Origin of the sequence: Sphingobium sp. (genome assembly GCA_023266575.1) — a bacterium.
Lineage (GTDB): Bacteria > Pseudomonadota > Alphaproteobacteria > Sphingomonadales > Sphingomonadaceae > Sphingobium.
This window is the reverse complement of sequence record JAHFPV010000026.1, coordinates 1-24,557: the sequence shown is the minus strand read 5'-3', so window position 1 is coordinate 24,557 and position 24,557 is coordinate 1. Positions and strand designations below refer to the sequence as shown.

19 protein-coding genes, 1 pseudogene and 1 riboswitch are annotated in these 24,557 nt (G+C 63.4%); of the genes and pseudogenes, 9 read left to right on the top strand and 11 right to left on the bottom strand.

Features of this window, described 5'->3' with window-relative positions:
• Window positions 1-251: 251 nt before the first annotated feature.
• Both Q0D44_RS17460 and Q0D44_RS17455 read right to left on the bottom strand, forming a co-directional pair.
• Window positions 252-647: a type II toxin-antitoxin system death-on-curing family toxin gene (locus Q0D44_RS17460; RefSeq protein ID WP_294138197.1), complete on the bottom strand. Its 396-nt coding sequence runs from the start codon at window positions 645-647 to the stop codon at window positions 252-254.
• The gene (locus Q0D44_RS17455; RefSeq protein ID WP_130753883.1) at window positions 647-874 is read right to left on the bottom strand and encodes an AbrB/MazE/SpoVT family DNA-binding domain-containing protein; all 228 of its coding nucleotides are present in this window, start codon (window positions 872-874) and stop codon (window positions 647-649) included. The genes Q0D44_RS17460 and Q0D44_RS17455 overlap by 1 nt, the downstream gene beginning before the upstream one ends.
• 112 nt (window positions 875-986) lie before the next feature.
• Between Q0D44_RS17455 and Q0D44_RS17450 the strand changes: the two genes are divergently transcribed.
• Window positions 987-1,235: a type II toxin-antitoxin system ParD family antitoxin gene (locus Q0D44_RS17450; RefSeq protein ID WP_366009773.1), complete on the top strand. Its 249-nt coding sequence runs from the start codon at window positions 987-989 to the stop codon at window positions 1,233-1,235.
• A 56-nt stretch (window positions 1,236-1,291) separates the two neighbouring features.
• Here Q0D44_RS17450 and Q0D44_RS17445 read toward each other — a convergent pair whose 3' ends face one another.
• The 3 genes from Q0D44_RS17445 to thiC form a co-directional block, all read right to left on the bottom strand.
• A complete protein-coding gene (locus tag Q0D44_RS17445; protein WP_294138196.1) occupies window positions 1,292-1,867 on the bottom strand; it encodes a hypothetical protein in 576 nt (191 codons plus the stop codon).
• A 69-nt stretch (window positions 1,868-1,936) separates the two neighbouring features.
• On the bottom strand, window positions 1,937-2,530 hold the full coding sequence (locus tag Q0D44_RS17440) for an AAA family ATPase (RefSeq protein WP_294138195.1): 594 nt from the start codon (window positions 2,528-2,530) through the stop codon (window positions 1,937-1,939).
• A gap of 115 nt (window positions 2,531-2,645) precedes the next feature.
• Complete coding sequence (gene thiC / locus Q0D44_RS17435; RefSeq protein WP_294138194.1) at window positions 2,646-4,571, bottom strand: phosphomethylpyrimidine synthase ThiC; 1,926 nt, start codon at window positions 4,569-4,571, stop codon at window positions 2,646-2,648.
• A gap of 43 nt (window positions 4,572-4,614) precedes the next feature.
• Window positions 4,615-4,724: riboswitch (TPP riboswitch) on the bottom strand.
• A gap of 138 nt (window positions 4,725-4,862) precedes the next feature.
• On the opposite strand from thiC, the gene Q0D44_RS17430 reads away from it, so the two are divergent.
• From Q0D44_RS17430 to Q0D44_RS17420, 3 genes are read left to right on the top strand one after another with little or no spacing between them, the layout of a single operon-like run.
• Complete coding sequence (locus Q0D44_RS17430; RefSeq protein ID WP_294138199.1) at window positions 4,863-8,222, top strand: transglutaminase family protein; 3,360 nt, start codon at window positions 4,863-4,865, stop codon at window positions 8,220-8,222.
• 10 nt (window positions 8,223-8,232) lie between these two features.
• On the top strand, window positions 8,233-10,698 hold the full coding sequence (locus Q0D44_RS17425; protein WP_294138193.1) for a circularly permuted type 2 ATP-grasp protein: 2,466 nt from the start codon (window positions 8,233-8,235) through the stop codon (window positions 10,696-10,698).
• Window positions 10,695-11,585, top strand: a complete 891-nt coding sequence (locus tag Q0D44_RS17420; RefSeq protein ID WP_294138192.1) for a transglutaminase family protein — start codon at window positions 10,695-10,697, stop codon at window positions 11,583-11,585. Before Q0D44_RS17425 ends, Q0D44_RS17420 begins: the two co-directional genes overlap by 4 nt.
• Before the next feature lie 13 nt (window positions 11,586-11,598).
• Here the strand turns inward: Q0D44_RS17420 and Q0D44_RS17415 are convergent, their stop codons facing one another.
• Complete coding sequence (locus Q0D44_RS17415; protein WP_294138191.1) at window positions 11,599-12,975, bottom strand: cytochrome P450; 1,377 nt, start codon at window positions 12,973-12,975, stop codon at window positions 11,599-11,601.
• Window positions 12,972-14,105 (bottom strand): hypothetical protein, encoded by a 1,134-nt coding sequence (locus Q0D44_RS17410; RefSeq protein ID WP_294138190.1) that lies wholly within the window; start codon window positions 14,103-14,105, stop codon window positions 12,972-12,974. Before Q0D44_RS17410 ends, Q0D44_RS17415 begins: the two co-directional genes overlap by 4 nt.
• Before the next feature lie 21 nt (window positions 14,106-14,126).
• Here Q0D44_RS17410 and Q0D44_RS17405 point away from each other — a divergent pair, with 21 nt between their 5' ends.
• Entirely contained in the window at window positions 14,127-14,420 is a 294-nt protein-coding gene (locus Q0D44_RS17405; protein ID WP_217674195.1) for a hypothetical protein, read from the top strand.
• Window positions 14,421-14,425: 5 nt separating this feature from the next.
• A complete protein-coding gene (gene kdsA / locus Q0D44_RS17400; RefSeq protein WP_294138189.1) occupies window positions 14,426-15,253 on the top strand; it encodes a 3-deoxy-8-phosphooctulonate synthase in 828 nt (275 codons plus the stop codon).
• A gap of 122 nt (window positions 15,254-15,375) precedes the next feature.
• Here the strand turns inward: kdsA and Q0D44_RS17395 are convergent, their stop codons facing one another.
• Both Q0D44_RS17395 and Q0D44_RS17390 read right to left on the bottom strand, forming a co-directional pair.
• Window positions 15,376-16,641 carry a glutamate-5-semialdehyde dehydrogenase gene (locus tag Q0D44_RS17395; protein WP_294138198.1) on the bottom strand — a complete coding sequence of 422 codons (1,266 nt, stop codon included), beginning with the start codon at window positions 16,639-16,641 and terminating at the stop codon, window positions 15,376-15,378.
• Window positions 16,642-16,913: 272 nt separating this feature from the next.
• Window positions 16,914-17,399 (bottom strand): hypothetical protein, encoded by a 486-nt coding sequence (locus Q0D44_RS17390; protein WP_294138188.1) that lies wholly within the window; start codon window positions 17,397-17,399, stop codon window positions 16,914-16,916.
• 130 nt (window positions 17,400-17,529) lie between these two features.
• Between Q0D44_RS17390 and Q0D44_RS17385 the strand changes: the two genes are divergently transcribed.
• Both Q0D44_RS17385 and Q0D44_RS17380 read left to right on the top strand, forming a co-directional pair.
• Window positions 17,530-18,414: an aldose 1-epimerase family protein gene (locus Q0D44_RS17385; protein WP_294138187.1), complete on the top strand. Its 885-nt coding sequence runs from the start codon at window positions 17,530-17,532 to the stop codon at window positions 18,412-18,414.
• A gap of 143 nt (window positions 18,415-18,557) precedes the next feature.
• Window positions 18,558-20,135, top strand: a complete 1,578-nt coding sequence (locus tag Q0D44_RS17380; RefSeq protein WP_294138186.1) for a peptide chain release factor 3 — start codon at window positions 18,558-18,560, stop codon at window positions 20,133-20,135.
• Between the two features lie 92 nt (window positions 20,136-20,227).
• Here the strand turns inward: Q0D44_RS17380 and Q0D44_RS17375 are convergent, their stop codons facing one another.
• The gene (locus tag Q0D44_RS17375) at window positions 20,228-21,496 is read right to left on the bottom strand and encodes an MFS transporter (protein WP_294138185.1); all 1,269 of its coding nucleotides are present in this window, start codon (window positions 21,494-21,496) and stop codon (window positions 20,228-20,230) included.
• A gap of 199 nt (window positions 21,497-21,695) precedes the next feature.
• A complete protein-coding gene (locus tag Q0D44_RS17370; protein WP_294138184.1) occupies window positions 21,696-24,041 on the bottom strand; it encodes a TonB-dependent receptor in 2,346 nt (781 codons plus the stop codon).
• Window positions 24,042-24,201: 160 nt separating this feature from the next.
• Here Q0D44_RS17370 and Q0D44_RS17365 point away from each other — a divergent pair.
• Window positions 24,202-24,438 (top strand): annotated as a pseudogene (locus Q0D44_RS17365) (TetR/AcrR family transcriptional regulator); the annotation flags it as partial.
• Window positions 24,439-24,557: the final 119 nt, after the last annotated feature.

The window sequence follows — 24,557 nt, the reverse complement described above, 5'->3', positions numbered from 1 at the left end:
CGCGAACCTGAGCCTCTGCAAGCTCAACCAAACCCAAAAATGTAGTGGTAACACTCGCGCCGGTGCGTGCATGTCATTGAACAAAAATGCCTTTTCCAAAAGCACTGTTCAAGTTGGGTCATGCAAAGTCGGCGGGCGATCAACGCAGGGGTGCGCTGTCGGGGCCGGGAAAGCAGACGGTGGGAAGGAGCCGGGGCGCAGGTTAGCAGCAACCGGCGCAGTAGGACAGATGCGGGCTTCAGGCGCGGGCTTCAGGCGGCGGCGATATGCTGGCGGAACCAATCGGCCAGGTCGGTTTCGGTGCAATTGCCGGCGGCGAGTTCAAGGAAGGCGACGACCAGTTCGGCGTCGGTCGCGGTCAGTCGATAGCCGTTGAGCAGCAGGAAGGTTTCGCTGACCACCGCCGCGATCCGCTTGTTGCCGTCGATGAAGGCATGGTTGCGCGCCAAGCCATAGGCATAGGCCGCCGCCAGCGCCGCCGCGTTAGGATCGCCATAGAGCGCCTGATGGTGCGGGCGCGCCATGGCGCTTTCAAACAGGCCGCGATCCCGCAGCCCGTCGCCCCCGCCGCCATGTTCGGCAATCTGTTCGGCATGGGCTGCCTCCGCCACGGCAGGCGTCACCCAGACCCAGTCCCGGCCCGCCATTATTTGGCGAGTTCACGCAGCGCCCGCTTGCGCCGCGCCATGACATCGCGCGCCGCCGCCATCTGCGCATCAAAATCCGGTTCGGCGGCAGACAGTTCGATTCCGCGCGGGGTCAAGACAACCGAGAGGCTGTCTCCGGCACTGGCGTGCAGATGGGCCAGCAACTCCTTGGGCAGGATGACCCCGGCGCTGTTACCGATCTTGGTGATTTTGAGGGGGGTGTTCATACGGGGGTTATAACATGGATGGATGTCGTGGCGCAATGATGCTGTCATGGAGGGGGCATGTGCCGGTGCTGACAGCGCGGCGTGTCAAAAATAGCGCAATTTTGTATGAATTTTGTCCATCGCTCAAATCAATATCTCGCTCCCCGATGGCCTTAAAAGCTGGATCGAGGCCCGCGTCGCCGAAGGCCGCTACAGCAGCAGCAGCGATTATGTCCGCGATCTGGTTCGGCGAGAGCAGGAGGCAGAGGAAAAACAGCACCTTCTGCGCGCCGCGATCGAAGAAGGGCGGGCGTCCGGCATCAGCGACAGGACGATTGAGGATATTATCGCTGATTGGAGGAAACGGGACGGCTTAGCCTGATGCACATCCGTGTCAGTCGGGCAACGAACACCGATCTGGACTGCTATCGTAGTAAGTTAGCTATGATTCAAAGTTACTCGACCATCCTCTGTCCGTTTTAATTTTGACCTGATCGCCATCCTATATTTCGGTGTAACAAATTTCCAAAGATTTTGCTTTGGCGCTCGTCGAATTATTGGGTGCTTAGCGCTCGCAAAACCAGAAAGTATTTGAGACACATTCAAAGCTGCCCCGCCAACCTCAAAATGATCTCGAACAATTGATTCGATATCACTGGTCTTAAAATCTTCCATCGAACAAATACCTAAAGAATAGAGAACTTGATTCTTTCGCCCCACTTTTGTATCAATTGCATTCATCACACCCTCAATAACGCCTACATCTGATGATAGGGTATCTGCAACCCAAGTTTCTACAGATTCATCGAATATTGTGGGTGATATTACATCATTATTTCTTATAGAATTCTGAGAAATTATTAGACAAAGCTCATGCAAATGTTGAGCAATTCTATCAGTGTAAAAATTTATGTCTGTATATAATTTTTCGATATCGATATCTTCGGAAAAGCTAAGGCCTAACTCATCAACGAATCCACGTTGAATTAAATCTTTTGCTTCCTCCTCTGACATACGAGCAACCTCAGGTATTTCAGTTAACCTGTTTGACACAGGAGCAGAATTAGAAATATTAACGAGTATTTATTTAAGATTTCCTGGAACTCCGACAATAACTACTTGGACTCCATATTGGCTAAATGATTCATCGTCTGCCGAAACGATCAAACCACCAACTTGCTTTACCATTTCTGCGTTGGAAACTATTGATTCGAAGTTGTCCAGAACAAGAGCAGCCGGGCCATCATTGTTTGCCCTATAGCGAACAGATTCCAGCAAAGCCATAAATGGACTTTTCGCATAAAATGTCTGAGACGAAGAAAGAGAATGATCGACACCAATTCCAGCAGGCTTAAATCCACCGCTGGAATGAGTTTCTTGGGAAACGGTAGTAGGCCTCCCCCATTCTCCCAATTTTTGTTTAAATGCATTTTCAAGGGAACCAGTGGCTGCTGCTTGTCCTAAATTCAAAACATCTACGTGGATGTTATTTTCAGCGAAAACTTTTTTGTATAGCCAAGTTTTACCATTTCCACTTTCGCCATGAATTACGATATATTTGTTGGCGTTAAAAGCATCCACCAATCGCCGTTCCAACTTTGTTCGTTGGACGTACATGCGGTCGTTGACTTGAGGCGCACGAGGAGTGAACACCTTATCGGGAGCAATTTTTGGCATTGTTCAATTCCATTTCCGGCAACGTCCGACAGCATAATCGGATGACTTATTCCGTGGCAAAATACTTGGGCTGCTAGATTGTCTTTGTTTGTCCACCAACGCAATATCTCAGTAGTCAATCCCGCTCCCTGTCCCCAGCGCCCATATACAGCTCGCTGCCGGTTTCCCTGAACACCCGGCTCATTTCCGCCATGCCCTGTTCGGCAAGGGCAGCGTCCAGCGGCGCACCCCCTCCACCAGCATTTAGCTGGTCCCCCTCCCCGTGCCGGGGAGGATTGGCGGCGATGAACGCGTCGGCGTCCTGATTTTGCTTCGCCGCGAAGTCCCGCACCTCTTGCGTAATTTTCATCGAACAGAATTTGGGGCCGCACATGGAGCAGAAATGCGCCGACTTCGCGCCTTCTGCGGGGAGCGTCTGGTCGTGATATTGCTCCGCTGTGTCGGGGTCCAACGACAGGTTGAACTGGTCGCGCCAGCGGAACTCGAAGCGGGCGCGGCTCAGTGCGTCGTCGCGGACCTTGGCGGCGGGGTGGCCCTTGGCCAGATCAGCCGCGTGGGCGGCCAGTTTGTAGGTTACCACGCCGACCTTCACGTCGTCGCGGTCGGGCAGGCCCAGATGCTCCTTGGGCGTGACATAGCAGAGCATCGCCGTGCCATACCAGCCGATCATGGCCGCGCCGATGCCGCTGGTGATATGATCGTATCCCGGCGCGATGTCGGTGGTGAGCGGCCCCAGCGTGTAGAAGGGGGCTTCGCCGCAGGCTTCGAGTTGCTTGTCCATATTCTGCTTGATCTTGTGCATGGGGACATGGCCCGGCCCTTCGATCATCACCTGCACATCCTGCGCCCAGGCGCGCTTGGTGAGTTCGCCCAGCGTGTAGAGTTCGCTGAACTGCGCTTCGTCGTTGGCGTCGGCGATCGATCCGGGGCGCAGGCCGTCGCCCAGGCTGTAGGCGATGTCATAGGCTTTGCAGATTTCGGTGATCTCGTCGAAATGCTGGTAGAGGAAGCTTTCCTTGTGATGGCTGAGGCACCATTTCGCCATGATGGAGCCGCCGCGCGAGACGATGCCGGTGACGCGCTTCGCGGTCATCGGGATATAGGCCAGGCGCACGCCTGCATGGATGGTGAAATAGTCGACGCCCTGTTCGGCCTGCTCGATCAGCGTGTCGCGGAAAATGTCCCAGGTCAGTTCCTCGGCCACGCCGCCGACCTTTTCGAGCGCTTGATAGATGGGGACGGTGCCGATCGGCACGGGCGAGTTGCGCAAGATCCATTCGCGCGTGTCGTGGATGTTGCGACCGGTGGACAGGTCCATCACCGTGTCCGCGCCCCAACGGATCGACCAGACCAGCTTGTCGACTTCGGACGCGACGTCGCTGGCGACGGCGGAGTTGCCGATATTGGCGTTGATCTTGACCAGGAAATTGCGACCGATGGCCATCGGTTCGGATTCGGGGTGGTTGATGTTGCTGGGGATGATCGCCCGGCCGCGCGCCACTTCGTCACGGACGAATTCGGGCGTCACATAATCGGGGATTGCCGCGCCCCAATCCTGCCCGTCGCGGATATATTCGGCGAGGCGCGCGCGGCCGAGATTTTCGCGCTCGGCGACATATTCCATTTCCGGGGTGATGATGCCGCGGCGGGCATAGTGCATCTGGCTGACGTTCATGCCGGGCTTCGCGCGCAGCGGGCGGCGGTGATGGCCGGGAAATTGGGCGACGCCGCCCGAACGGTCCGGGCCTTTGAGGCCGTTATCCTCCGGTTTCACCTCGCGCGGCTCATAATCCTCCACATCGCCGCGCGCGATGATCCAGTCGCGGCGCAGCTGGGGCAGGCCCGCCATGATGTCGATCTGCGCGTTCGGATCGGTATAGGGACCGGACGTGTCATAGACCCGCACCGGTGCTTCGCCGCTGCCCGGCTCCAGCGTGATTTCGCGCATTGCGACCTTGAGCGGGCCGACATGGATTTTCTTCGATCCACGGATGGGACCGGTAGTCACGCGCATTTCGGTACGGGCGGGGACGTCTGCCATAAGTCACTCTCCTTGCAGCGAAAGAGAGAGAATGCGGGCGGTATGAGTGCGCGCTTGCCCTCCCTACGCCGGTGTTAGCCGGATCAGGTTCAGCGGGTCGCGGCCACAAAGCCGCCTCTCAACCGTCTGCGGACGGTCCCCCGGGGATGGCGGGGACGGTAAGGACTTTGGCGCGCGGGGTCCAGTGGCTTGTCGCTGCATCGCCGGGGCGGGCCGTGTCCGCGCAGATTCTTTGCCCGCCAAATCATTTGCATATTGCATTGCAACAGGGGGTAGCGTTTGATCCGCGCCATGCTCAAAGCCGCGCTCCACCACCGCACCGCCTATCGCTACAGCCGTCCGATCCGGCTTGGCCCACAGGTTATCCGCCTGCGCCCCGCGCCGCACAGCCGGACCAAGGTGCCCAATTATGCGCTGAAAATCGAACCGGCGGGGCATTTCCTGAACTGGCAGCAGGACCCGCACGGCAACTGGCTGGCGCGGGTCGTCTTTCCCGATCCGGTCGATCATTTCAGTATCGAGGTCGACCTGCTCGCTGATCTGGACATCATCAACCCGTTCGACTTCTTCGTGGAGCCGTACGCGGAAAATTATCCGTTCGCCTATGACGATCAGCTGAAAACCGATCTGGCCGCCTATTTCGATGTCGAGCCGCAAGGGCCGCTGTTCGAGACGATGGTGGATCAATATGCCGGTTACCAGAGCCGCACCGTGGACTTTCTGGTCGAGGTGAACCGCCGCCTGCAACAACAGGTCGGCTATGTCATCCGCATGGAGGCGGGCGTCCAGACGCCGGAAGAGACGCTGGAAATCGGCACCGGATCGTGCCGCGATTCGGCCTGGCTGCTGGTGCAATTGCTGCGGCGGCTGGGCTTTGCCGCGCGGTTCGTGTCGGGATATTCGATCCAGCTGGTCGCGGACGTCGAGCCGATCGAGGGGCCGAAGGGTGTGACGCAGGACGTCGTTGACCTCCACGCCTGGGCGGAAGCCTATGTGCCGGGCGCGGGCTGGGTGGCGCTGGACGCGACCAGCGGCATGTTTGCAGGCGAGGGGCATATTCCGCTCTGCGCGACGCCCCACTACAAATCCGCCGCGCCGATCAGCGGCATGGCCGAACCCGCCGAGGTCGATTTCGATTTCGCGATGACCGTGTCCCGCATCGCCGAAGCGGTGCGGATCACCAAGCCCTTCACCGACAAGCGCTGGGACGCGGTGATGGCGCTGGGGGCGAAGGTCGACGCGGATTTGCAGGCCCAGGATATGCGGCTGACCATCGGAGGCGAGCCGACCTTCGTCGCAGTGGACGGTGGCGACGCGGGCGAATGGAATGGCGATGCGGTCGGCCCGACCAAGGCGGCCTATGCCGATCGGCTGATCCGCAAGCTGCGCGCGTCCTTTGCGCCGGGCGGCCTGCTTCATCATGGGCAGGGCAAATGGTATCCGGGCGAAAGCCTGCCGCGCTGGGCCTATGCGGTCTATTGGCGGACCGACGGCACGCCGATCTGGCACGATGAAAGCCTGATCGCGCCAGATGATGCTCCGACAGGCGCGCGCACCGTGACGCCCGACGATGCCCGCGCGTTTTTGGGCCATATGGCCGCCAATATGGGCTTTTCCGACGAATATACCCATGCGGTGTTTGAAGATCCGGCGGTCTGGTCGATCAAGGAATCGGAACTGCCGATCAACGCCACCACTGACGATCCCAAGATCAGCGACCCCGAAGCGCGCGCGCGGATGGTCAAGACGTTCGAGCGTGGGCTGGACCAGCCAGTCGGCTATGTGCTGCCGGTGCAGCGCTGGCAGTCGCAGGTCACCAAGCCGCGCTGGCAGAGCGAAATCTGGCAATTGCGGCGCGGCAAGCTGTTCGCGGTGCCGGGTGATTCGGCGCTGGGATACCGCCTGCCGCTCGGCTCCCTGCCCTATGTGCCGCCATCGGACTATCCCTACATCCACCCGCGCGACACCAGCGAACCGCGCGAGCCGCTGCCCGATTTTCGCGCGCAGGTGGTGCAGCAGGCCAATGTCGAGGAAGTGCGCGCGCAACAGTCGCAACGGGTCGCGGGGCCAGAGGGCGGCGTCGCCGCGCAGGACCGGGTCGAGCAGGTGATTATCGAAGGAGCCGTCCGCACCGCCGTGACGGTCGAGCCGCGCGGCCATTATCTGTCGGTATTCCTGCCCCCGGTGCAGGCGCTGGAAGATTATCTGGAACTGATCGCGGAGGTTGAGGCCGCGGCTGAGGCGCTGCGGATTCCGGTGCGGATCGAGGGCTATTCGCCCCCGCCCGACCCGCGCATCGCGGTGCTGAAGGCGACGCCCGACCCCGGCGTGATCGAAGTGAACGTCCACCCGGCGTCCAGCTGGGACGAGACAGTCGCGATCACCGAACAGCTGTACGCTTATGCCCGCGAGTGCGATCTGACCGCCGACAAATTCATGGTCGATGGCCGGTCGGTCGGCACCGGCGGGGGCAATCATATTGTGCTGGGCGGGCCGACATTGACGGATTCGCCGTTCATCCGGCGGCCCGACCTGCTCAAAAGCTTCGTCCTCTACTGGCAGCGGCATCCCTCGCTGTCCTACCTGTTTTCGGGTCTGTGCATCGGCCCGACGAGCCAGGCGCCGCGCATCGACGAGGCGCGGCATGATGGCCTCTATGAGCTGGAAATCGCATTGGCGCAGGTGCCCAACCCGTTTGCGAATGAGGGCGCGTCGCCGCCCCCATGGCTGGTCGACCGGCTGTTCCGCAACCTGCTGGTCGACGTGACGGGCAACACCCATCGCACAGAAATCTGCATCGACAAGATGTTTTCGCCCGATGGCCCGACCGGACGGCTGGGGCTGCTGGAGTTTCGCGGCTTTGAAATGCCGCCCGAAGCGCGGATGAGCCTGGCGCAGCAATTGCTGATCCGGGCGCTGGCGGCGTGGTTCTGGCGGCAGCCGCAGCAGGGCAATCTGGTGCGCTGGGGAACGACCCTGCATGATCGCTTCATGCTGCCCCATTTCGTCTGGGCCGATTTCCTGGAAATCCTCTCCGACCTGCGCGGCGCGGGCTATGATTTCGACCCCAACTGGTTCGAGGCGCAGCGCCAGTTCCGCTTCCCCATCCATGGCACGGTCGATGCCGGTGGCGTGGGGCTGGAGATCAGCCATGCGCTCGAACCGTGGAATGTGCTGGGCGAAACCGGGGCGATTGGCGGCACGGTGCGCTACGTCGACAGTTCGACCGAGCGGTTGCAGGTCCGCGCCACCGGCCTGGTCGCCGGGCGGCACATCGTTGCGTGCAACGGGCGGCAGGTGCCGATGACGGCGACGTCGGTGCCGGGCGAGGGCGTGGGCGGCGTGCGCTACAAGGCGTGGGCACCAGCCAACTGTATGCATCCCAACCTGCCCGCCAATGCGCCGCTGACCTTCGATGTGCTGGACAGCTGGAGCGGGCGGTCGCTCGGCGGCTGCGTCTATCATGTCGCGCATCCGGGCGGGCGCAATTACGACACGCTGCCGATCAACGGTTATGAAGCCGAAGCGCGGCGCAAGGCGCGTTTTCAGGACCATGGCCATACCCCCGGACCGGTCGACATGCCCGCCGCCGAACCGGCGGGCGAGTTCCCGATGACGCTGGACCTGCGCTTCAGGCATCCGGGCGCGTAAGGGCGGCCGGGTGGAGACGGACATAAGTCTGAACTGGGCCGACGCCTATCTGGCTGCTGCACCGGCAGGCGATCTGTTTGCCGGTGCAGCGCCCGCCATGCAGGATCGCTGGCGCGCGATGCTGGACCGGCTGTCGGCACAGGCGCAGGGCAATCCGGCGATGCTGGCGGACAATGTCGCGCGGCAGGCGATCGACCTGGGCATGGCGTTCCGCCTGACCGGGGACGAGCAGGAACGATCCTGGCCGCTGGGGCCGATCCCGATGCTGATCGATGCGGGCGAATGGGCGCATATCGAACAGGGTCTGGCCCAGCGCGCCGAATTGCTGGAGCAGGTGATCGGCGATATTTACGGTGCCGGGTCGCTCGTGCGCGATGGCAAGCTGCCCGCCAGCGTCATTACCGGCAGTTCGAATTATTGGCGGGTGATGACCAGCACGCCGCCACCGCGCGGCCACCATCTCCATTTCTACGCCGCCGATATCGGACGCGGCCCGGCGGGCGAATGGCGCGTGCTGGCCGATCGGGTGCGGACCCCGGTGGGCGTGGGCTATGCGCTGGAAAACCGCCTCGCTTTGTCGCGCGCGACCGGCGATCTGCTCGGCGCAATGAACACGCGGCGGCTCGCACCCTTTTTCGACGATCTGCGCCGGGGGCTGGCCGCCGACTGCGAACGATCCGACCCGCGCATCGGCCTGCTGACGCCGGGCCGTTTTAACCAGAGCTATGCCGAACAGGCGCATCTGGCCCGTTATCTGGGCCTGTTGCTGGTCGAGGGCGAAGATCTGATCGTCACCGACGGGCAATTATTCGTCCGCACGATTCAGGGTTTGAAGCGCATCGACGGGCTGTGGCGCTGGATGGACAGCCGCTTCATGGATCCGCTGGCGTTCGACAGCAAGTCGCGCATTGGCGTGCCCGACCTGTTCGATGCCTGCGCGCGCGGCGGGCTGGTCCTGTCCAACTGGCCGGGCGCGGGGGTGATCGAATCGCGCGCCTTTGCTGCCTTCCTCCCGCAACTGAGCAAGGCGCTGCTGGGCGCGGACCTGATCCTGCCCAATATCGCGACCTGGTGGTGCGGACAGAGCGAGGAGCGCGCCTATGTGCGTGAGCGGCTGGACCGGCTGGTGGTTGGGTCCGCCTTCGATCAGGATGTGGCGGGCCTGCCCGACGCGCGCTTCATGCCGGGATCGGCGCTGGACGAGCGGCAACGCGCCACGCTGGCCGAAGCGATGGCGCGGCGGCCGATGGATTATGTCGGGCAGGAGGTGGTGAAACTGTCCACCACCCCGGCGGTGGTCGACGGACGGCTGACCCCCCTGCCCTTCACCCTGCGTGTGTTCGTGGCGCGCGACGCGCAGGGCCAGTGGCGGGTCATGCCCGGTGCCTTTGCGCGGCTGGCGGGCCATGGCGATATTCGCGCCGCGCTGATGGGCAAGGGCGACATGTCCGCCGATATGTGCGTGGTCGATAGTCAGCCGGTGCCGCCAGATACATTATTGGGCGGCGGCGCGCCCGCGATCCGGCGGATCGGCGGGATGCTGCCGGCTAAGGCGGCGGACAATCTCTATTGGCTGGGCCGTTATATCGAGCGGACGGAAATGACGCTGCGGCTGATCCGCGCGATTGTCGGCGGGTCGATCGAGGCGGACCTTGGTCCCTCGGTCGCGTCGCCGACGATGAACCGGCTGGTGGGGCAGTTGGTGCTGTGGGGGGCGATTGCCCGCGACGGCGGTGGTCCGGTCGGCCCGCTCTGCGCCACCGCGCTGGGCGATGCGCGCCAGTCGGGCAGCGTCCGCGCGCTGATGGCCAGCGTCGGCAATATCGGCGAAGGGCTGCGCGACCGGCTGGCGAGCGATTTCTGGCGACTGGTGCGCCTGCCGCTGCCCACATTTGACGGCGCGGTGACCGAAACCCTGCTCGATGCCTCATCCCGCATGATCGAGCGGATTTCGGCGCTGTCGGGGCTGGCGGCGGAGAATATGGGCAGGACGGAAGGCTGGCGCTTCCACGATATGGGCCGACGGATGGAGCGGGCGATCAATGGCTGCCGCCTGCTCGGCCTGTTCGGTGGCGATGGCGCCAGCGCGGATGACCTGACCGTATTGCTGGACCTCAACGACAGCCAGATCAGCTATCGCACCCGTTATCTGACCGGCCCGGCGCTGCCCCCGGTGCGCGATCTGGTCGCGCTGGAGCCGCATAACCCGCGTGCCATCGTCTATCAGGCGCAGCGACTGGCCGATCATATTGCGGCGCTGCCGACCCTGCGCGCCGACGGGATGCCGGAGGAGCCAAAGCGCCTGGCCGATGCGCTGGTCGCTAGGCTCAGCCCGCTGACCGGGGACATGCTGACCATCGCCGACATTAACGACGTCGAAAACCGCCTGCTCGGCCTGTCCGACGCGATCGGCCAGCGCTATTTCCTGCAAGTGCGCAAGGCGGAAAAGGCCGACGGAGCCGACCTTTTGTCATGATCTACCATGTCCGCCACCAGACCATATTGCGCTACGCCGCGCCGATGCGGCTTGCCCGCTTCAACCTGCGCCTGCGCCCCGCGCCCTGGGCCGGGCAATGGACGTCGGACTATGCGCTGGTGGTCGATCCGGTTCCGTCGATCATCGCGTCGCGCCCCGGTGCCTGGCCGGTCCATGTCGCGCGGCTGGTGATCGAAAGCCCGATCCGTCAGCTGACGATCGAGAGCCGATTCCGTATCGGCGTACAGGACAGCGCGCCGCCCGATCCCCAGCCCGATGATCCCACCATCGGCGCGGTGGCCAGGGCGGCGCTGGTCGATCGCGACATGAGCGCGTCCGCCCCCGCCCTCTATCTCTATGCCTCCACCCGCGCGCCGTTGCTGGCGGAGATTGGCGACTGGGTCGGCGACGGGCTGGCCCCGGACCGGCCCGTGGTCGCCGCCGCGCTGGCGCTGGCGCTGCGCATCCGGGCGGAGTTCGCTTATGATCCGGGCGCGACCGACGCCAGCACGCCGGTCGCCGACGCCTTTGCCGCGCGCCATGGCGTATGCCAGGACTTCGCCCATGTCATGGTGGTCGCGCTGCGGCTGGCCGGGCTGCCCGCCGCCTATGTCAGCGGCTATCTGCGCACCGATCCGCCGCCCGGCCGCCCCCGGCTGATCGGCGCGGACGCGATGCACGCCTGGGTCATGCTGTGGTGCGGGCCGACGCGCGGCTGGATCGGCTTTGATCCCACCAATGGCTGCATCACCGGCAACGGCCATCTCTTCGTCGCCATGGGCCGCGACTATGCCGACGTCGCGCCGATGGACGGCCTGTTCGTGGGCGGCTGGGGCCAGAGCATCCAGGCGATGGTGGATGTCGTGCCGGAGGAGGAGATGGCGTGAGGCCTATTTCGGGTCAGTTCGCCAGCTTCTCGAACATTAACCACATCCCCTTGCGCGGGCGGACGGTCAGGCGGCTGATCGGTTCGGGCTTGTAGCCGGGCCGCACCGACAGGCGATAGTGGCGCAGCACATCGGCGATCACGGTCATCACCTCCTGCTGGGCAAAGCCCGCCCCCACGCATACGCGCGGTCCGCGGCTGAAGGGCAGCCAGGCCTGCTTGATCATGTCGGCATTGGCCGGATCGTCGAACCGGTCGGGATCGAAACTGTGCGGGCAGGCCCAATTATCCTTGTTGCGCTGGGTCAGCCAGGGGGCGACCACCAGCATCGCGCCGGGCACCAGATCCTTGTCGCGCATCCGCATCGGGCAGGGCACTTCGCGCGGGAAGAAGGCGAGCGGCGGGTAGAGGCGCAGCGTTTCCTTGAACACGTTGCGCACCACGCCCATCTCCTTGAGCATCGCCGGGGTCACTTGTGCGTCGCCCGCGACCGCCATCACCTCGGCCCGCGCGCGCTCCTGAATATGGGCGCATTCCGACAGAAGGTAGAGCGCCCAGGTCATGGTGCTGGCGGAGGTTTCATGCCCCGCCAGGAAGATGGTCGCAACCTGATCCATCACCGCTTTTAAGGTGAAATGTTCGCCCGTGCTGGGGCTTTTGGCGGCGATGATCGACTGGAGAATGTCGTTATGATCGCCCGGTTCGCCAGCATGGAAGGCGTTGTAGCGTTCCTCCACGATCGGCGCGAACACGCCGCGAATGGCGTTGGCGGGCCGTTCCGACCAGCGTTCGAACCAGCGGCTTGGAAAGCCGTAAAGGCCCAGCATGGAGGCCGAATGGGAATAGCGCTGAAACCGGCCGAACGCCTGATGAATAATGAAGGACCGCTTGGTATCGAGCGTCTGCGAGAACAGCGTGCGAAAGATGATGTCGGCGGCCACATGGGTCATCATCGCGTCGATGTTGATCGGTTTGCTGCGGTCCATCCCGTCGATCCGCGCGAGGAAGGCCGCGACCGCCTCCACCATCAACGGCATCGTCTTGTTCATCGCGGTATGGGCAAAGGCGGGATTGATCATCGCCCGCTGATTTTCCCAATCCGCGCCATTGGCGGAAAAGACGCCATCCCCGATCAGCGGCCACAGCCCCTTGACCAGTTCATGATGTTTGGGAAATTCCGTCCCGCCTTTCAGGATACGGTCCACCAGTGGCAGTTCATTGGCGATATACATGAGCTGCCCGCGCCCGCGCACCTCGCCCATTTTCATCGTGTAGCTTTTCTCGAACAGCACATGGATCCAGCTGTGCCAGCCGATGAAGAAGCGCCGCAGCATGGTTCGCTTGTTGCGCGTGGGCTGCGGAAAGGGCGGGGTGAAGAGCGGATCGGTCATGGGATCGTCCTGAACGCGGCGATCGCGTCATCGAGGGTGCGGTGGCCTGCGGTCAGGCTCAGGAAATCGACCGGCGACAGGCGATCACCCACCCGCAGATAGTCGAAATGCGCCTCATATTTGTTCGACCAGCCGCCATGATAATTTTCAGGATCGTAGAAGAGATGGAAGCGCGGCGAGAGCATGTCGACCCGTGCGGCATGGCTGTCGCTTTCCAGCAGCAGCGGATTGACGTTGAAATAGGCCGCGCCATCGGGCGGGAAACTGAGGTCAACATAGCGGAAATGCTTGTCCGCCAGCGCGCGCAAATCGGCATGATACCAGCGCGCATCGGTGCGCAGCGCCACCACCGGCACCACCTGCCCCATACCCACCATCGCGAAATGATCCGGCAGGCTTGTGCCGCGCAGGTCGAACAGGCGCCGCATCACCGACATGCCCAGGATAGTCCCCGCGCTATGGGTCAGGAACAGCACCTCATCCCACGGCTCGTCCAGTTCCTCAGAAATCCGGCGGGCGAACGCATCAAGCCGCGCGTCCAGCGCCTCGCCAGGCCCGCCGGCGGCGAGCGTGTGGTGATAATAGGTAAAGCGCAGCAGCCATGGCACGACCAGCTTGTTGAGCCATTTGCCCGACGCCACCGCGCTGATCCCGATCCCCGCCAGCGCCGCCGCCCAGAAGGGCAGCACGCTCCACAGCAGCAGCGCGGGGAGCAGCGCGAACAGCAGCGGGATCATCACCGCCAGAAAAGGCGGGTAGCAAATCGTCAGCACCGGGCCGGGGCGCAGCTTTTTCATGCGCTTGAACTGCATGAAGCGGCCATGGCCGACATAGGTGGCGATGGAGCGCCAGGCGAGTTTCAGCGGATTACGAATCCACACCTTGCCGACCAGATCCTCCCAGCGGAGAAATTCATAATCCGTCTCGACCCCTGCCTGCGCATTGTCCACGCTCCACACGGTGGAGACGACCGATCCCGCAGGACCGGCACGGCGGCCGCTCACAATGACGTCCTCGCCGGTCAGCCGGTCATAGCGTCCGGCCTGGTCGCGATAGAGCTGGTGGTAAAAACGCACGCCGCGCGGATCGAAACCGCCGAGATAAAAGACTTTACGCTTGAATTTTTGCACTGCCCCGGCCCTAATCGGGTCATGAACACGCCCGAACGCGACTACTGCTATTTCATAGACCACCGTAAATACAACCGAAACATCGGCTGTAGGAAGCATGACAATGCCTATGGCATCAATGGTGGCGGCAGCGAACGGGACCGCTGGCGCGCGGACATGGCCTTCTATCGCCATATGAAAAGCCATGGCGATCCGATGGCGCTGCCATCGCTAATCGCCTGCCTCTGCTTTGGCTGGTTCTGCTGGAACTATCATCCGGGCAAGGGACTGTGGCGTGGCCAGCTCTTGCGGCGCTTTGCCAAAGCGCCCAAGTGACCGGCATGACTGATCCAAAACATGTGAAGGTCGGCCCGATCACCATCGGCAACGACCTGCCCTTCGTCCTCATTTCCGGTCCCTGCCAGATCGAAAGCCGCGACCATGCGCTGTTCATGGCCGACGCGCTGGCGCAGATCGCCAGGGCGGCGGGGGTGCCGTTCATCTTCAAATCCTCCTTCGACAAGGCAAACCGGACATCGGTGTCGGGCCAGCGCGGCGTCGGCATCGACGCGGGGCTGGCGATCCTGGCGGAGGTGAAGGCGACATTGGGTTGTCCGGTGCTGACCGACGTGCATGATGCGGGTCAGGTCGAGGCCGCAGCCCAGGCGGTCGATATCCTCCAGATCCCTGCTTTCCTGTGTCGCCAGACCGACCTGCTGCTCGCCGCCGGTCGCACCGGCGCGGTTATCAACGTCAAGAAGGGGCAATTCATGGCTCCGTGGGACATGGCAGCGGTGGCGCAGAAGGTCGCCTCGACCGGCAATGAGCGCATATTGCTGACCGAACGCGGCGCGAGTTTTGGCTACAACACTTTGGTCAGCGACATGCGCGCGCTGCCGGTGATGGGTGAGACCGGCTATCCGGTCGTGTTCGACGCCACCCATTCGGTGCAGCAGCCCGGCGGCCTGGGTTCCGCGTCCGGCGGCCAGCGCGAATATGCCCCCCTGCTGGCCCGCAGCGCGGTTGCGGCGGGCGTCGCGGCGATCTTCGCCGAAGCGCATCAGGACCCGGATAATGCGCCCTCCGACGGCCCGGTGATGCTGCCGCTCGACTGGGTCGCGCCGATGCTGACGAAGCTCAAGGCGATCGATACGGTGGTGAAGGGGTAGCAATACCCCAACACCGTTCGCCCTGAGCCTGTCGAAGGGCTCACCTGAGCGCAGCGAAGGTCCCGGCCTCGCCTTCGCTCGGCAAAGGGCTTCGACTTCGCTCAGCCCGAACGGGTCGGGGGTTACGGCCGAACCTGCCCCGTCCCCCGCACGATCCATTTGTATGTCGTCAGCCCCTCCAGCGCCACCGGCCCGCGCGCGTGGAGCCGCCCGGTCGAGATGCCGATTTCCGCGCCCAGCCCGAATTCGCCGCCATCGGCAAACTGGGTGGAGGCGTTCCACATCACGATGGCGCTATCCACCGCGTTCAGGAACCGCTCTGCGACCTCGGCATCGTCGGTGATGATCGCGTCGGTATGGTGGCTGGCATGGGCGGCGATATGGGCGATCGCGCCGTCCACGCCATCGACCAGCCGGATCGACACGATCGCTTCGAGATATTCGGTGTCCCAGTCCTGCTCGCTCGCCGCGATGACGCGCGTGTCCATCGCCTGCACCGCTTCGTCGCCGCGTACTTCGCATCTGGCGTCGAGCAAAGCCTTTACCAGCGCGGGCGCATCGCCAAAGGCGCGGTCGATCAGCACCGTTTCGGTCGAACCGCACACGCCCGTCCGACGCATCTTGGCATTGATCACCAGTTGCCGCGCCATCGCCGGATCGGCCGCGCCATCGACATAGCTGTGGTTGATGCCGTCCAGATGCGCCAGCACCGGCACCCGCGCTTCTTCCTGCACCCGCGCGACCAGGCTCTTGCCGCCGCGCGGCACGATCAGATCGATAAATTCGGTGGCGCGCAGCAAGGCGCCCACGACCGCGCGGTCGGTGGTGGGGATGAGTTGCACGACATCGGCGGGCAGGCCAGCGGCCACGATCCCCTCGACCATCGCGGTCAGGATCGCGCGGTTGCTCTCCTTAGCCTCGCTGCCGCCGCGCAGGATGACGGCATTGCCCGCGCGCAGGCACAGCGCCGCGGCATCCGCCGTCACATTGGGGCGGCTTTCATAGATGATGCCGATCACGCCCAGCGGCACGCGCACGCGGCTGAGTTGCAGTCCATTGGGGCGCACGCTCTGGTCGATGACGCTGCCCAGCGGATTGGGCAGGCTGGCGACCTGCTCCACCCCGTCGGCGGTCGCCGCGACCCGGCACGCGTCCAGCTTCAGCCGGTCGAGCATCGCGGGCGACAGGCCGTTGGCGGCGGCATTGTCCATGTCGCGCGCGTTGGCAGCAATGATCGCCGGCGCCTGATCCCGCAACGCCTGCGCCGCGCGGCGCAGCGCATCGGCCTTTTGCGCGTCGCTCGCCTGCGCGAGGGCCAGCGCAGCGCGACGGGCGCGTGCGCCCATCATCGCGATCAGCATTTCAGGGGTCTGGGTCAGGTCGTTCATCATGGGTCTCGCCAGTGTGTTGGCGGCGACCTAGCATGAAAGCGGGATGAAGCGAAGGCGGGACGTCACTCACGAAACGTCTGTCGCGAAATGCGCGAAAGAGCGCATTTTGGTTGCCGTGCCGGTCTAAACCTTGCGAACCAAGGGCCGATGACCAGATCATGGGTCGCGAATGATCCGGCCATCGGCAGGCAGTCAGACCACCTTCTTACAGCATTATGCCGCCCGCAGTCCGCGCGCATACCCCATCCGGGGTATGCGCGCGAATATGCTTAGCTGGTGATCTTGCAGCCTTTATTCGCCGCCAGCCCGCGCAGATAGCCGCGCCGGGCGATCCCCGCCGTCACCGCTGCCTGCAAACGCCGTTCCTGCGGCGCGGCACCGCTGATTTCGCGCACCAGCCCCCGGAAGGGGATCAGCGAATTGACGATGGTCTTGCCGACCGCCTCTGCAATCTTGCCGGTGCGATTCTCGTTCGCCTTGGCGCCGACAGTGAAGTCCTCGCCCAGCACCGCGTTGAGTTCGCCAAGCGATGCTTTCAGCCCCTTGCAGGTCCGCGACGCCGGGGTCGCATAGGGATTTTCCACCGCTTTCAGCAGCACGGCAGGAATCTCATCCTTGTCCAGGCCGATGTCTCGCACCGGCTGGCTGGCGATATTGCCCGCTTTCCTGAGCGTCTCATCCTTGGGCTTGTCCCCCTCCTGTGCCAGCGCCGAGGTCGAACAGAGTAACAGTGCCGCGATTGCGTATAATTTCATGATTCTATCTCCCGCCTCCCAAACCAGCGGCCCAAGCTTCAGTTCCCATGCGAAACGATGATAGCGCAGGGCAAGACAGGCGGCTGCATCAGCGTTAAGGCAGGGGCAGACCAGCAGGAGACAAGAGCCAGTGACAGACGCCCCGGTCGGCATCGCTTCGGACCAGTTGAGCGCCACCATCCACCGCCATGGCGCGGAACTGTGGTCGCTGCGCGATGCGCAAGGGCGCGACCTGATGACCGACGCCGATCCGCGCTGGTGGACCGGCCATGCGCCGCTTCTCTTCCCCTTTGTCGGGCGGTCGCGCGGCGACCTCTATCGGCTCGACGGGCGCGACTATGCCATGCCTCAGCACGGCTTTGCCCGGCACAGCGCGTTCGCCCTGATCGACAGCAGCGAGAGCGCCGCAACCTTCCGGCTGGAGGCGGATGCGGCCAGCCTTGCCATCTATCCCTTCGCCTTCCGGCTCGACATGGATTTCGCGATCGAAGCGGCGAGCCTGCGGATGACCGCGACCGTGACCAACCGGGGGGAGGCGGTGATGCCCTTTTCCTTTGGCTATCATCCCGCCTTCGCCTGGCCCCTGCCCTATGGCGGCGCACCGGAGGATCACCGCATCGTCTTTGAACAGCCCGAACCCGCGCCGATCCGCAAGGTGGGCGCGGAACCCGGCCTGATCGCGCGGGAGTCTGTAGCCTCACCGGTCGATGGCGACACGCTCGTCCCCAGTCACGCCATGTTCGCGGGCGACGCGCTGATCTGGGACGATCTCAATAGCCGCTCGCTGCTCTGGGGCGTGCCGGGCCAGCCGCGCCTGAAAATCGACTTTCCCGACACGCCATGGCTGGGCCTGTGGCAGAAGCCGGGCGCGCACTATCTGTGCGTCGAACCCTGGGCCGGGATGGCCGATCTGGTCGGGTTCGTGGGTGATGTGTGGGCGAAACAGGGCATCATAGCGCTGCCACCGGGGCAGAACCGCGCCTTCCGCATGGACGTCAGCCTTGTGGACGTGTAACGGCGCAACCTAGATTCCGTTCGGGCTGAGCGAAGTCGAAGCCCTCCACTGAGCGAAGCCGAAGTGCCTCGCCTCCGCTCGGCATGGCCCTTCGACTTCGCTCAGGGCGAACGGCTTTATTACTCCCGACCCAGAAAATCATCATGACCATCCCATCCCGCCGCACCTTCGCGATCATTTCCCACCCCGACGCCGGTAAGACCACGCTGACCGAGAAGCTGCTGCTGGAAGGCGGCGCGATCCATCTGGCGGGGGAGGTCAAGGCGCGCGGGGCGAACCGACGTGCGCGATCGGACTGGATGAAGATCGAGCAGCAGCGCGGCATTTCCGTCACATCCTCGGTCATGACGTTCGAGCGGACGCGCGATGGCGAGACGATCACCTTCAACCTGCTCGACACGCCGGGGCATGAGGATTTTTCCGAGGATACCTATCGCACGCTGACTGCCGTCGACTCAGCCGTGATGGTGATCGACGCGGCCAAGGGCATCGAGCCGCAGACCCGCAAATTGTTCGAGGTCTGCCGCCTGCGCAACCTGCCGATCATCACCTTCGTCAACAAGGTGGACCGCGAGGGGCGCGAGACGTTCGGCCTGCTCGACGAAGTGGCGGACCAGTTGCAGCTGGACGTCTGCCCGATGAGCTGGCCGGTCGGCATGGGCGGCGAGTTTGAGGGCATTTACGACTTCGCCACCAACCGGCTGATGCAGCCGAGCGGGCCGAGCAAGGAATTTGACGGCACGCGGCACCAGTTTACCGGGCTGGACGACCCGAAACTCGCCGATTTCCTCTCGCTCGATGGCCTGACCAAGCTGCGCGAGGAGGCCGAGCTGTCGCAGGGCGGCTATGCCGAGTTTGATCTCGACCGCTATCGCCAGGGGGACCTGACCCCGGTCTATTTCGGCTCCGCGCTCAAATTGTTTGGCGTCACCGAACTGATCGATGCGCTGGCCGCCCACGCCCCGCCGCCGCGCGCCCAGCCCGCCGAACCCGCTGCGGTCGAGCCGGAGGGCAGCGAGGTGACCGGCTTCATCTTCAAGGTGCAGGCCAATATGGACCCGATGCACCGCGACCGCATCGCCTTCATGCGGCTGGTGTCGGGCAAGTTCAAACGCGGCATGAAGCTGACCCCGTCAGGCTCCGGCAAGGCGCTGGCGGTCCACTCGCCGATCCTGTTCTTCGCGCAGGACCGTGAGCTGGCGGACGAGGCCTATCCTGGTGACATTATCGGCATCCCCAACCATGGCGCGCTGCGCGTGGGCGATACGCTGAGCGAGAAACCGGGGCTGCGTTTTACCGGCCTGCCCAATTTCGCGCCGGAAATTTTGCGCCGGGTGCAGCTGAAAGACCCGACCAAGACCAAGCAGTTGCGCAAGGCGCTGGACGACCTGTCCGAAGAGGGGGTGATCCAGGTATTCTACCCCGAAATCGGCAGCAACTGGATCGTCGGCGTCGTGGGCCAGCTCCAGCTGGAAGTGCTGATTTCCCGGCTGGACGCGGAGTATAAGGTCGCGGCGGGCCTCGAACCCTCACCCTTTGACACCGCCCGCTGGATCAGCGGTGACGAGGCCGCGATCAAGGATTTCATCGGCTTCAACGCCGCCAACATGGCCAAGGACCGCGACGGCGCGCTGGTATTCATGGCCCGCAGCGCCTGGGACATAGGTTACCAGCAGGAACGCCACCCCAAGGTGAAATTCAGCGCGACCAAGGAGCGGTAATCCCCTCCTCCGTTCGCTTCGAGCGAAGTCGAGAAACGCTGGCACAGCGCTTGCTGCTTCTCGACTTCGCTCGAAGCGAACGGATGTGCATGTTACGCTGCAACCCAATCCTTGCGCAGCGCCCTGCCGGCCAGCGCCATGAATAGCCCCGCCAGCAGATAGAAACCCAGCGCCGCGACGATCGCGTAGCGCAGTGCCTCCGCCCCATAAGCGGGCGTCAGTGCGTCTGACAAAGCCCCCACGCTCCAGCTACCCAGCCCCAGCCCGACCAGATTGTTGATCAGCAGGAAACTCGCCGCCGCGCTGGCGCGCATATGGGCGGGGACGAGGTGCTGGACGGCGGTCAGGACCGGGCCAAGCCAGACATAGACAAGCGCTTGCGGGATCAGGAACAGTGCGAAGGCAATGCCAACGCTGTCGGACAGCACGCCGACCACGAACAGGGGCATCCCCACGACATAGCTGATCGCGGGCACCCAGGCATAATAGGCCTTGTCCTTGCCGCCCATCGCGTCGCCCAGCCAGCCGCCCAGCAGCACGCCTGCGACGCCGCCGATCAGCAGCAGCGCGCCCAGAAACTGCCCCGCGCCCATCAGGTCGAGGCCAAAGCTGCGCATCAACAGGCTGGGCAGCCAGAAGGCGACGCCATAGCCGCACATCGAACTGCACGCGGCGCCCAGCGCCAAGAACCAGAAGCCGCGCTTGGCCGCCAATATGCCGAACACTGCGCTCACCGGCACGGCATCGCTTGCCAGCACCGGGCGCGCGGGTTCCCGCACCACCAGCCGGAACAAGGGCGCGATCAGCAGGCCCGCCAGCCCCACGGCGATGAAGGCGGTGCGCCATTCGACCGCTTGGGCAATATAGCCGCCCAGCAGCACGCCACCGGCTGACCCCAAAGGAATGCCGAGCGAATAGATGGACAGGGCCCGCGCCCGCTGGTTCGCGGGGAAATAATCGGAAATGACGGCATAGGAGGGGGCGACGCCGCCCGCCTCCCCCACGCCCACGCCGACGCGGAAAGCGAACATCTGCCAGAAACTGCCCGCCAGCCCGCACAGAGCGGTAAAGCCGCTCCACACGGCGAGGCTGACGGTGATCACCCAGGTCCGGCTGGTCCGGTCGGCCAGCAGCGCCAGCGGAATGGCCAGCGTCGAATAAAGCAAGGCAAAGGCGATCCCGCCCAGCGCACCCAACTGCCCGTCGGTGAGACCCAGCTCCGCCTTGATCGGGCCGGCCAGGATGCCGAGTATCTGCCGGTCGAGGAAATTGAACGTATAGACCAGCAGCAGCATCGCCAGCACGACGCCGCGATAGGCTGGGGAAACGGGTGCCGGGGCGGCGGGTGTTGGGTTAGTCATCGTCTGTTCCTAATGGCCAAGCCCGTCAAAATCATCCGTTCGTCCCCCGCCTTCGCGGGGGCAGGCTCTGAGTAGCCATTGAGCTGGTCGAAAGGGCGTATCGAAGGACTGCGTTTGGACGCAACCCTTCGATACGGGACTTCGACTTCGCTCAGCCCCTATTCAGGGCGAACGGATTATAAGATTAGCGACGTGCGCCTCAGAACTTCACCGTCCCCGTCAAGAACACCTGCCGCGGATTGCCGTAAAAGGCGGTCAGCGTGCCTTCGCGGCCCAACGACGGGGTCGGGAAACCGGCGGCATTGTTGATGATCGCGCCGGTCGTCGCATTGGCCGCGACGAAGGTATAGCCCGACGTCTTATATTCCTTGTCCAGCAGGTTCTTGCCGTGCAGCCCCAGCGTCCAGCGGTCGTCCGGCGCGGTATAGACGATGCTGGCGTCCCACAGGGCAAAGCCCTTCTGGTCGATATAGGGATTGGGGACTTCATACTGATAGGTCTTGCTGCGCCACGACACGGTGCTGCCCGCATACAGGCTGCCGTCGCCCACTGGCGTCGTGTAGCCCAGCGTGCCGCTGGCGGTCCATTTGGGGGTGTTCTGCACTTCGCGGAACGCCGCCACATCGGTCGGGACGCCACCGATATTGGTGACATATTCGCGATATTCCGCGTCGATGAAGCCGACCGCCGTTGCCAGGCTCAACCGGTCGCCGCCGGTCAGGAAATCCTGCGCCAGCCGCGCGTTGCTTTCAAATTCCAGCCCCTTGAACCGCGCCTTGCCCGCATTGGACACGACACCGCAGAAGGAGGGGATGCCGCCGACCGAGCAGGCGACGGAGCCCGGAATCTGCACGTCGGTATAATCGGCATAGAAGCCCGCGACCGCGACATACAGCGCGCCGTTCATGAAGTTGCCCTTATAGCCCACTTCATAGCTTTCGACGCTTTCGGGACGGAAGCTGAGGAAAGACGCGATCTCGCTATCTTCACGGATGCCGTTGCTGTTGAGGTCCGGCGCATTGACGCCCACCCCGCGCGGATCGAAACCGCCACCCTTGAAGCCCTGCGCATAGCTGGCATAGATATTATGATCGGGCGTCGGCTTGTAGCTGACCGAGACGCGCGGGGTGAATTTCTTATATTCGCGCTCCCCGTTGAAATTGGTGCCGGGCGCGCCGAACGCCACGCCAGCACCGCCGAACAGAGGCGAGCCGCCACCCAGATAATTTTGCCGCAAAATGTCGGCCCGGCGCTTGTCCCATGTATAGCGACCGCCCGCCGAAATGCTCAGCTGCTGCGAAATGTCGAAGGTGAAATCGCCGAACACCGCATAGGTTTCAGTATCGACATCGGCCTGGGTGTAAGCGGTCAGCCCCGCCACAGTGGTGAACAGGCGCACGTCGAACGCGGTGTCGGCCTTGGCATCGAGATAATAGAAGCCCAGCAGGCCATGCAGCGGGCCGCTATCATAGAGAAGCTGGAATTCCTGGCTCAGCTGCTCGTTAAAGAAAAAGGCCGGCACATCGACATCGACCGCAGGCAGCGCGTCGAAATCAATGGGCGATGCGCTGTCATCCTTGCGCCACGCGCTGATCGACCGCAGCGTCACCGCGTCGGACAATTCCGCCGTGATGTTCATCGAAAGCCCGTAGGACTTTACATATTGCTTGGGGTCGACCAGCCCGCCGCGCGTGTCGAACACATCGCCCAGCACTGGCGCACCCGACAACTGGCCGGGGATCAGGCGATGGCCGCCGCGCGCGCTGCTATTATCCTTGGTATAGTCGCCGGTGATCCGCATCAGCACCGGCTGGCCATAGCCGCCCATCTCGAACGTCGCGCGCCCGGCCCAGACATCCTTGTTGTAATTCTCGTCCCCGGTGGTGAGATTGTCGCCAAAGCCTCCGCGCGAAAGGCGGGCAAAGGCGCCGCCGACCCGGATCATGTCGCCAATCGGCGCCGACACATTGATGATGCCATCGGCCTGATCATAGGTGCCATAGCTGCCCTTGATCTTGAGCGCGAAATCCTGCGGCAGCATCTTGGTCACATATTTGACTGCGCCGCCGATCGTGTTGCGACCATAGAGCGTCCCCTGCGGCCCGCGCAGCACCTCGATCCGCTCAACATCATAAATGTCCAGAATCGCGCCCTGCGGCCGGTTCAGATAGACATCGTCCAGATAGATGCCCACGCCCTGCTCGAAACCCGACACCGGATCCTGCTGGCCCACGCCGCGGATGAAGGCGGTCAGCGTCGAATTGGTGCCGCGCGACGCTTCCAGCGTGGTGTTGGGGGTCAGGTTCGCCAGATCGGTAATGTCGATCGCGCCCTGCGATTCCAGCCTGTCGCCGGAAAAGGCGCTGACCGCGATCGGCACGCTCACCAATGTTTCCTCGCGACGGCGGGCGGTGACGATGATCGCGCCTTCGCTGTCGTCGGCGGCACCCTGCGGCGCGTCCTGGGCGATGACGGGCAGGGCCAGCGCGCCGGTCCAGGCGGCAGATGCAAGGGCTAGAGCGCGGATGCTGTGATAGGCCTTCATGAGCGGTCCTCTCCTGAATATGAGCGCCCGGTTGGCGGGTCGCCATGTGTCTTGCCCGATTCGATAATGAAAGTTGAACCAGCTTTCAACTTGAAATATGGAGCGGGCTATCGACGCGGCCAAATTGCGGTAAAAAGAACACAGCGACGGGGGAGAGACTATGACCGATCAGGTGCCCTTGAGGGATGATAAGACCCCCCGCACGGCGCGCGGCGAACGCACCCGCCGCGCGCTTCTGGCGGCGGCTGCGCAGGAGTTCGGCGAGAAGGGATTCCACGAAGGGTCGATCAGCGGCATCACCCGCCGCGCGGGCTGTGCGCTCGGCAGTTTCTACACCTATTTCGATACAAAGGACGATATTTTCCGCGCGCTGGTGGCCGACATGTCGGGGCAGGTCGCATTGCCTCACCGTTTTTGCTCCTGAGTGACGGGCTGTTGCCTCATCTAGACTGCTCCCGGCAACGGTTGGGAGGGAACGATGAGGAAGGTGAGCATGGCAACGCGGAAAGAATTGAT

Coding starts and splice junctions, on each gene's coding strand:
- Q0D44_RS17440 (WP_294138195.1), bottom strand. CDS start 2,530: ATGCCAAAAATTGCTCCCGATAAGGTGTTCACTCCTCGTGCGCCTCAA.
- Q0D44_RS17445 (WP_294138196.1), bottom strand. CDS start 1,867: ATGTCAGAGGAGGAAGCAAAAGATTTAATTCAACGTGGATTCGTTGAT.
- Q0D44_RS17390 (WP_294138188.1), bottom strand. CDS start 17,399: ATGAAATTATACGCAATCGCGGCACTGTTACTCTGTTCGACCTCGGCG.
- Q0D44_RS17460 (WP_294138197.1), bottom strand. CDS start 647: ATGGCGGGCCGGGACTGGGTCTGGGTGACGCCTGCCGTGGCGGAGGCA.
- kdsA (WP_294138189.1), top strand. CDS start 14,426: ATGACTGATCCAAAACATGTGAAGGTCGGCCCGATCACCATCGGCAAC.
- Q0D44_RS17405 (WP_217674195.1), top strand. CDS start 14,127: ATGAACACGCCCGAACGCGACTACTGCTATTTCATAGACCACCGTAAA.
- Q0D44_RS17380 (WP_294138186.1), top strand. CDS start 18,558: ATGACCATCCCATCCCGCCGCACCTTCGCGATCATTTCCCACCCCGAC.
- Q0D44_RS17370 (WP_294138184.1), bottom strand. CDS start 24,041: ATGAAGGCCTATCACAGCATCCGCGCTCTAGCCCTTGCATCTGCCGCC.
- thiC (WP_294138194.1), bottom strand. CDS start 4,571: ATGGCAGACGTCCCCGCCCGTACCGAAATGCGCGTGACTACCGGTCCC.
- Q0D44_RS17420 (WP_294138192.1), top strand. CDS start 10,695: ATGATCTACCATGTCCGCCACCAGACCATATTGCGCTACGCCGCGCCG.
- Q0D44_RS17395 (WP_294138198.1), bottom strand. CDS start 16,641: ATGAACGACCTGACCCAGACCCCTGAAATGCTGATCGCGATGATGGGC.
- Q0D44_RS17375 (WP_294138185.1), bottom strand. CDS start 21,496: ATGACTAACCCAACACCCGCCGCCCCGGCACCCGTTTCCCCAGCCTAT.
- Q0D44_RS17455 (WP_130753883.1), bottom strand. CDS start 874: ATGAACACCCCCCTCAAAATCACCAAGATCGGTAACAGCGCCGGGGTC.
- Q0D44_RS17415 (WP_294138191.1), bottom strand. CDS start 12,975: ATGACCGATCCGCTCTTCACCCCGCCCTTTCCGCAGCCCACGCGCAAC.
- Q0D44_RS17430 (WP_294138199.1), top strand. CDS start 4,863: ATGCTCAAAGCCGCGCTCCACCACCGCACCGCCTATCGCTACAGCCGT.